This window comes from Polaromonas sp. P1_E3 (assembly GCF_056405935.1).
In genome coordinates this window covers 1-7,940 of the sequence record NZ_JBFUBD010000122.1, presented here as the reverse complement: position 1 = coordinate 7,940, position 7,940 = coordinate 1, and the positions used below count along the sequence as shown (strand labels likewise).

At 57.3% G+C, this 7,940-nt stretch carries 7 protein-coding genes; 2 read left to right on the top strand and 5 right to left on the bottom strand.

Annotation, left to right across the window (positions count from 1 at the left end):
- Positions 1-643, top strand: a 643-nt coding sequence (locus AC1D0Z_RS13255) for a hypothetical protein (protein WP_477658694.1), incomplete at its 5' end; no start/stop codon positions are given.
- Positions 644-815: 172 nt separating this feature from the next.
- Here the strand turns inward: AC1D0Z_RS13255 and AC1D0Z_RS13250 are convergent.
- On the bottom strand, positions 816-1,757 hold the full coding sequence (locus tag AC1D0Z_RS13250) for an RNA-binding domain-containing protein (RefSeq protein ID WP_477658693.1): 942 nt from the start codon (positions 1,755-1,757) through the stop codon (positions 816-818).
- A 290-nt stretch (positions 1,758-2,047) separates the two neighbouring features.
- Positions 2,048-2,905, bottom strand: a complete 858-nt coding sequence (locus AC1D0Z_RS13245) for a hypothetical protein (protein ID WP_477658692.1) — start codon at positions 2,903-2,905, stop codon at positions 2,048-2,050.
- Positions 2,906-3,314: 409 nt separating this feature from the next.
- On the opposite strand from AC1D0Z_RS13245, the gene AC1D0Z_RS13240 reads away from it, so the two are divergent.
- Positions 3,315-3,809 (top strand): toxin-activating lysine-acyltransferase, encoded by a 495-nt coding sequence (locus tag AC1D0Z_RS13240; protein ID WP_477658691.1) that lies wholly within the window; start codon positions 3,315-3,317, stop codon positions 3,807-3,809.
- Positions 3,810-3,992: 183 nt separating this feature from the next.
- Here AC1D0Z_RS13240 and AC1D0Z_RS13235 read toward each other — a convergent pair whose 3' ends face one another.
- The 3 genes from AC1D0Z_RS13235 to AC1D0Z_RS13225 are packed head-to-tail and all read right to left on the bottom strand — an operon-like array spanning position 3,993 to position 7,348.
- Entirely contained in the window at positions 3,993-4,424 is a 432-nt protein-coding gene (locus tag AC1D0Z_RS13235) for a hypothetical protein (protein ID WP_477658690.1), read from the bottom strand.
- A gap of 34 nt (positions 4,425-4,458) precedes the next feature.
- Positions 4,459-5,052 (bottom strand): tetratricopeptide repeat protein, encoded by a 594-nt coding sequence (locus AC1D0Z_RS13230; protein ID WP_477658689.1) that lies wholly within the window; start codon positions 5,050-5,052, stop codon positions 4,459-4,461.
- A 4-nt stretch (positions 5,053-5,056) separates the two neighbouring features.
- Positions 5,057-7,348, bottom strand: coding sequence for a YcaO-like family protein (locus tag AC1D0Z_RS13225; protein ID WP_477658688.1), 2,292 nt, complete (start codon positions 7,346-7,348; stop codon positions 5,057-5,059).
- Positions 7,349-7,940: the final 592 nt, after the last annotated feature.

Here is a 7,940-nt window from a genome sequence, read left to right as displayed (position 1 = left end):
GGCCTACTTCGGGCTGTTGGAGCATCAGGCGCAACATGAGCTCATTATTCATCGACGGCTGATTTCAGAGCCATCGACGGCGATCGACCTGATGTCGCTCATCTATCACCCGGATGGCCTTGACAAAGAATCCCTGCCAGCGCCGACCGAAGAGCAAAAACGCATGGCTTCAAATGCTTGGCATGTTTTGAATGATTGGCATCCGTTCAAAAAGCTTGCATCAGGCGAGATGCCCAGCGCTGAATCGCTGAAAGAGTTCGCCGATGAATTTGTCCGAATTGCATCTGAGCGGGGTTACCGAGCCATCGCCTTAGATCATCTCGGGAAGGCTCTGGCTAGCAGTCCACTGGACGTCGACGGCAATTGGCCCCATGAGTCCATCCGAGGTGTCTTAGAGCGACTGGATGCACACGAAGAGTTGAAGAATGCGTTCGTCGCCGGCCGAATTACAGATCGCGGTGTCACCATGCGTTCTATCGGCGACGGCGGCGAACAGGAGCGCCAGCTCGCTCAGCAGTACCGACTTTGGCAAAGCTCACTCTCGATACGCTGGCCGGCCACCTCAGGCCTATTGGGCCGCATTGCCGCTGACTTCGATCGCGACGCAGCGCGAATGGATGTGGACGATCGGCGGCGTCATTGAGCGCGCTGCCGAAGAGCGCAACACTAGTGTGCGACGGTTGCATCATATGGAAGCGCTTCCACAAGCTTACGCAGATTTGCTGCTGCTGGCGGCCTTGACGCTCTTGATGCTCTGACCCAGACGGGTCTTCTCCGTCTCACCGTTCATATCCAAAAATTTTGCGATGCCGAGCTCAGGCACCACTTGCTGCTTTCAGTTCGTCAAATTTCAATCGTGCCTCGTCGAAGAAAGACACCTTTGCGTTGTACTGGTCGGTAATCCAATCTACAAACTGTTGCGAATATCGAGGTGACGCAAAATTCTGCGTATAGCAGAAGTTGATATCTTTCTGGACAGAGTACACACGGCGAATGCAGATCACGTCGTGGCTGTTGATGACCTTCTTGCCTGCTAGTTTCGCGTTCACTTCCCGTACCACCTCCTTCTGACGGTACGGGTGAGTCTTGTCGAGTGGTACTGCATAGTAGGCTGGTGCTCCGGGGTCTGCGGTCAGTTGCATCGGAAGTGACCCCGAAGGGCCCGTAGGTGCGCCCTCGGGTGGCAGGACAGCAAATCTGGATCCCGTAGGAGCTTCGACAACCTTTGCGATGCCGTCGAGCCACGACTTGCGGGTGAACTCAAGTTCCCGCTCCAAAAAAGTTCGGAGATCATCTGAAGTGCCTGGCTCACTCTTGGCGCCATGGCGGAAGTAAACAGTGCCAAGCGCGAAGGCGGTCTTCTTCTTTGCGTCGGGCAGTTCAAACTCGCCGACTCTTGTAAAAATGATTGGTACACGGACCCCTAAAACACGAATCGCGCAGACCTCCGCTCCGGACTTCTCGCATTCAAGGAGTTCGACGCCAGAAAAGTGTTGCCCCGTGTACTTATGAATGCGATTTCCGATATCGGCAGGATCGACCGCCAAGAGTGCGGACACATCCGCACCGGAAGGTGAGCCATCGTCACTAAGGCCGACGAGGATGTGACCGCCTCCCGAATTCGCGAAGGCGGCGATGTCCTTAATGACTTCGAGCCAGTCGCGCAAGGCTCCTGGATCGAAAGACGACTTGAAGTCAACGTCGTCTGACTCGCTCGTTCTGGCGAGAGCCGTAGAGAGGAGCTCGTCGTTGGCCATGGGTGGTTGTGTGGTGTTTAACGTCGGACTTGATATGTCGTCGGCATGCGTGTGCGCGAAGCATACTTCGATACCTGAGTGTCCGAGTCGAACGATTCAGGAAATGGGGAATATTCACCAGTGCGTTTGGTATGGATACCTCTTTCAACGAGCTTGCTAGCAATAGTGAAAGCAGGGTTCTCGGGTAGTACTTCTCGGAGGCATTGTGGATGACTGCTTCGGGGCGCAGAGATCAAACCTGTGGAGTCCCTCTCTGTCTCGATAGCTGCTCTCCGGCCGGAGCGGCCAGCTCACGAACGTCCAGTCACCGTTTGCAGGCGGCGCTTCACATTGGTTGCTAGCGCAGCGATCCCTTCCGTATTGGGCAGGTAGTTGATGTAGCGGATGTGCTGGAGGTCGAATGGCACATCAGTCTGGTGCTGACTGATTAGTATGACCTCCGCACCGATTGCGTGCGCGATGCCAGCTTCGTAGAAGACGTTGGGATTCCTGCCGCTCAAATCGCAGATAACCACCTTGCCCTTGCTGATCAGCGAGACGACGTCCTGGATGATATGCGTGTGAAYCCAGATGTCGTCGGCACGCTGGCAGGTCATGCCAAGCTCGGCAGCGACGCCCTGTATAGCGGTGTAGACATTCGCGAAGTTGGCGGCGAAGGGCATCATCACGGAGACGAGGTTCTCGTCAATCGGCGGTGGGGCCAGTTGAAACACGGTCGGTTCGCGCGGTGGTGGCTTGATGCCGCTCTTCAGAAGCACGCGGTACAGGTCCACGTCCTTGATAGCCCAGTGGTTGCGGCTGAACTCCCATTCCTCGATGGCGAGTTCAGACGCAAGTTGAATCAGGCGAGCTTGCGTGATTGGCGGCACATCCGCGTCGTAGACGTACTCGACTTGGTAGTCATTGCCGACGGTAGTCACGTTCGTGATCGACCCCAAGCGCACGAACTGTGGTTGGTCCCTGTAGGTTTCACCAGCGAACAGCGCCGGGATGCCACGCACGCCGGCAACGTCAAGTGTGCCCGTCACGCCGCCCGGCTTGAATCGTTCCTTCAGATCGTCGGCCGTGTGTTCAAACACACGTGTGCGATTCATCGTGCCACGGGTTCCGGTCCAGCCCATGTAGCCGGTCATTAGCAGTTGGTACATGCCGCGCTCCCTCTTATTCAGATATCCATCGTACCCCGCCTGGCGGGCCAAATCTGAATGTCCGCTATCTGGTAATGAATCTGGGTTGATCGAAGACTGCTTTGTGTCGGTGGCAGTCGTTCATTAACGATTGATTGCTATCAGACGCCTTGGTTGATTTTCGCCAACTAGTACTGGTCCTTACAAGCTAGCTGGTCAGGAATTCCCGGATCAATGCTCTGTGATTTCCGGAATACGCACGGGGAGGGTAACTTGATGTGACTGAGTTCTTGGGGCATACAAGGGCTCAACGTGACTGGCACAAGGCGCGTGCAGAAACCTTGATACAGGGGCTGCGCTTGAAGGCATCCAACGCAACATTGGGTGAAAMGGATTTACGAGTTATCAATGATTTACTGGAGACAGAACCATGACTGAAGCCCCCATAGCACCTGAAGCGTTGGCTGAGATAGCCCAGCTCGCCAGAAAGCAGGCGCATAAGGTGCTTGGAAAAATACCGCTATTAGGCCCTGTGGCCTGGCTCATGATGCAGCAAACCGCTAGCCGTCACACCCTGCTCAGCGAGTTGGAGTGGCGTGTTCTGCCGCCGGTTATCCTCGATCAGGCCAAGCTTTATGTGAAAGATGACGTGCCTGTGGCATTTGCATCATGGGCGCGGCTTAGCGATGCTGTGGCGCATCGCTACAAGGGTACTCCTCATCAGCTGATCTTGACGGACTGGAACTCGGGTGATCAGATCTGGTTGATCGATGTGGTTACGCCGTTTGGTGGTGCACAAGAGGTTCTCAAGGATTTGCGCGAGAAGGTGTTCGAGGGAAAAGTCGTACATCAGCTGGTACCGACCGCCCCTGCGCAGGCCAAGGTGTTGACATGGCCCGCGATAGGCGCGGCCTCGAGTCACTGAATTCGGGCTGGCATAAAAGAAATACTCTCGAAGACATCGACGGTGGAACGTCAAAGATCCGATTGTGTGGATCTGCCTCAAAGTGCGCCGCTGTTTCCGCGATTTTGTTGCCTCGATTCCCAGCCAAGGCTAGTCCACCGGCGTCTTGTCAGACATACACCTGTATAGCGTGCCGTATCGCCTTCAGGTCTGGGGTAAGGCTGCCGCTGCATCGACCAGATAGCGAGCTGCATCCTTGATCGCTGCTGCTAGCTCGGGGTCGGATTCCATCTGGTCCAGGACCGGGTCCGCCAGCCGCTTCCAGTCCACGTCCTGCACTGCGTTGCCGACGAATTCCTGCATCAGGACGGATTCCATGAACAGCTGGAATACCTTGCGTGGTTGCCGTGAGTCATCTCTGGAAAGTGCGCGTATCCGTTGCAGAAGTTGTTGTTTAAGTTTGGGCTCAAGCAGCGCCAGCGAGTCGAGAAACGGTTTGATGTTCCCTGCTTGTTCCCGCTGGAGTTCGGCGGTTTTTCCCTGCGAAGGAGCATCAAGCGGCGCCGGCCTTTTCGGATCGGTGGCATTGGGGCGAAGAAACGCGCCTAGGCGGGAAGAGGGATCAATTGTGGGCATGGGGCTTGGTTAAATCCAGATGGGGTTAGCCATCTCAATTCGGGTGGTTATGGCGCTGGTAGTTTGAAAGCAGCACATGGTTTTCTTCGGGCCCGTCTGTGGCGACTGGTGGAACAAGGTCCGGGATCGATGCTTTCAATTCGGCTATTCGGGCGATGATTTTGCGTATGTCGCCAGAGAGAGCTTCATTTTCGGTGTTCCTTGTCAAACCGTCTTCGTAGTGTTTGACGGCGCCTTCGAAGTCGTCTTGGGCGAGCGCCGCGTAGCCGCGAACGAAATACGGCAGGGGATCGCTTTCGGGGAGGTCGAGTAAAGGTTGCCAGCTCACCAATGCCGCGGCAGCCCTGCCGGAGCTGAATTGCAATGTTCCAAGCTGGTACCTTGCCATGGGGAATTCTGGCGAAAGAAGGACAGCATTGGAAAGTGCCAGCTCGGCCTGTTCCAGCTCTCCGTGAGCCGCGTGGTGGGACCCGATCAAAAACAGCGGGATGCCCCAGGTGGGGTCGACAGCCGCGCACTCATGAAAAAATTCAAGTGCTTGCACCTGGTTTCTGCCGGCTGCAATGCCCTGTTGGAGCAGAGCCTGTGCCTGCGAACGCGCGGAAGGTATTTGTGTCATGGTGGGCATCATTTCAGATTCGAAATTCGCTGAACGGGTGAGGGAATTTTGCGCCGGGGTGACTGCGTGGAACCATTCCCAGAGGTTCCCGCTGGTGACCGAATGAAACAGGAAGCAGGCCGGGCACCAGGGCCTTCGTGACCGTAAGCTGTGTTCGGCCCTGATCGACAAGGGAGTGCCGGGGGGTGATATCAATGGCGACAGGGCGCAGGCCTTGCCCGGAAAAACGCCCAAGCAGCAAGTCTAGCGAGTAATTCACCTCCGCTGTCGGCCAGGGGGTGCCGGTCACCTCACCGGACGGGAACAACATTCTGTCGGCGCGCCTGAAATGGCGTTTGAGTCCATACAGCCCAAAATGGTGTTCGGCCGTTTCGACCTGTTCTGCAAGTTTGATAGGGGGACGGTACCCTCGCATCCATGCATGAATCCTCGCTTCCAGTTTATCGATCGCGCTGTTGACGGCGTCGGTAAAGCAGGAGCCTGCCGCGCTTGCGGTAGCCGTGAAATGCCTTTCCTCGTGCTGAGCAGAGACCATCGCGACCTGGGCGTACGCTGTGGAGAGTTGCTGGACCGTGATGATGCATCCTTCGCTTGCAAGCCCATCGAGGCGCTGAGCCAACTCCCTCGGCCATTGCGCTGGCGGGTGGACAATGCCTGGTTTTTGGGCCAGCCAGTGCCTCATCAGTGAGTCTTGTTCGATGGCGGCATGCAAAGCCCGCACCGTTGCTTCTTCTTGTGAAGTGCCGCTGCAGCAACCGGAAAAGTTGGCCTGCGTGTAGCATTTTTGCGGACAGTGCCCCAAGGCTGTCAGACCAGCGCGGGAGAAAACCAGCTCTCCCAGGACATGAACTGATTTCCCGGTGCAGAGGTCTACCCCTTCAACCCAAGGGTAGACCTGCGACTGCGAAAACGGCAGGTAGGGGAAATTGGGGAGTTTGTACTGTACGTCCGCATAGCGCACGAATTGCTCAGGGTTCTGCGCGTTCCCGATCTCGCTGATACGGCCCTGGACAATTTTGTACGCTTGTTCATGACCTGCGTGCGCGAGGGCGTTTTGAATGGCCTGGCGGGCCGCCTGCATCGAATCGGTGTGGCTACCCCAGGCGTGCGGCCCAACCGCACCTGTCCGTGCCCGGGCCAGGTGTACACCACGGTGAGGACTGGAAGATTCGGCATCCGCCCAGGAAAAATCAATTTTCGCAGCGCGGGAAGCTGCCTCGATTTGTTCGGGTGAGGGTTTGGCGCCAAACATCGCCGTGCCCAGCAGCAACTGGCGGTGCAAGCCGCACATGAGGGCGATGGGCTGCTCCTGGTAACCGCCGATCGTCGCGTAGCCCAGGCCCAGTGCATCGGCGCTCAAGGCTCCGTTGTGCAGCGCGGCTCCTGCTTCCATAAAAAGGTATTGCAGCGAACGGCTGCGATAGCGCATCGCGCCGATAGCGGGATCGGCCGCTATAAAAATAGCGCCTGTGGCATAGGTTAATTCCCACGGCTTGAGGAAGGCGCGCGGTAGTTGCGCCGCAGTTTCGTCGATCTTCTGCAGGTAGATCATGCGCTCCTGCGGGTAGTGAAGCCGGTACACCCCCGGCGCATAGCCATCGACCTGGCGCTGCAGTGCCAGGTAAATTTCCAGCAGGTGCATCCCTCCCGCTGAAGCAAGGGCCCGATGAGGCAAATAGCCTGTGCGAGGATGTTTGATGTGCACAACCCCGGCAAGCGACCACAGCAGCTGGTGCAGCGCAGAAGCGGATACCGTTCGATCGTCAAAGGTATTGCTGGTTACGCGGGAGGATAGAAATCTGTCAAGCGGTGCACTTTCCACCGTGACGGCGGCCTCGGGCAAGACACTGGGCGCTTGCTCGGTATTCCACAAGAACCGGCCCGCGATGCCGTTAGTGAGCGCGGGAGATGCTCTGATACCCAAAGGGCTGAGCTGGAACGCATAACGCGCCGCATGAGCACTCGCCAGGCTGGCATCGATCAATGCGCCTTCGCTGAGCAGAAAAGCCAGGAATTCGGAAAACTTTGCACGGGCCTGTGCATCGGCGATGCTGCTGACGGCCTGGTTGGCAGTGCGGGTGCCGTCGCATAAAGCGAAAACATGCTCCAGCAGGACCGCCGGCGCCTCTATCTCGACAATCTCGCCCGCGTGGCGAACCACCAGCATGGCTTTGCGGCCCTTGCTACGTATGCAACTCGCGCCCGCCAGCATGGGCGCCAGGCGATCCCAATCGGTCAGGCAGGCTTCGACGGCCGCCGGCATTCTGGGGTTCAGGATGCTGTTGTACGTACCTGTGCGAGTCATTGCGGGAGTGCTGTGATCCACTCATTGGCGTCGTCCCGGAGATTTCCGACCGGCGGGCGGGTGATGCGGATGTCAATAGGCACGTAGATGTCTCCGAAGAGGGTAATTGGCTGCCTGGCGCGCGAAGTCGTGCGAGACAGAGTCGAGAGGCTCCGGCCCCATCGGCGAAGCGCTCACTAATATATCCGCGCAGTTCGGAATTTGTTTGCTTTTTCTGCGGACCATCGCATTCGTTTGTTCTCCGCTGTCACTTGTCATGGCTACCTCGTCAGCCATTGCACTATCCCAGTAAATCAAGCCTTGCGCCGCAAATGGCAAGGCCTGTTGGTCTGGTGATTGAGGGTTTTCCTAAACAAAGTGGAGAAGGGGAGGATGTATTGATGAAATACCGTTGAGCAGTTCTCCAAAGGGTTGGAGGAGGGGGGGCAGGGGCCTGTGCCGGCGGTTCACCATTAGGTAGATCACATGGTTGCGATCGTCAGCGGAAATAGCCTGGGCTTGGGTTCAACGTCATTGGCCACGCTGGGGCGAGGCGGGTTGCTGGGGGCGGCCGGGCAGGGGCGAAGCGGCGAGCAGGCGTTTGTCAACGTGG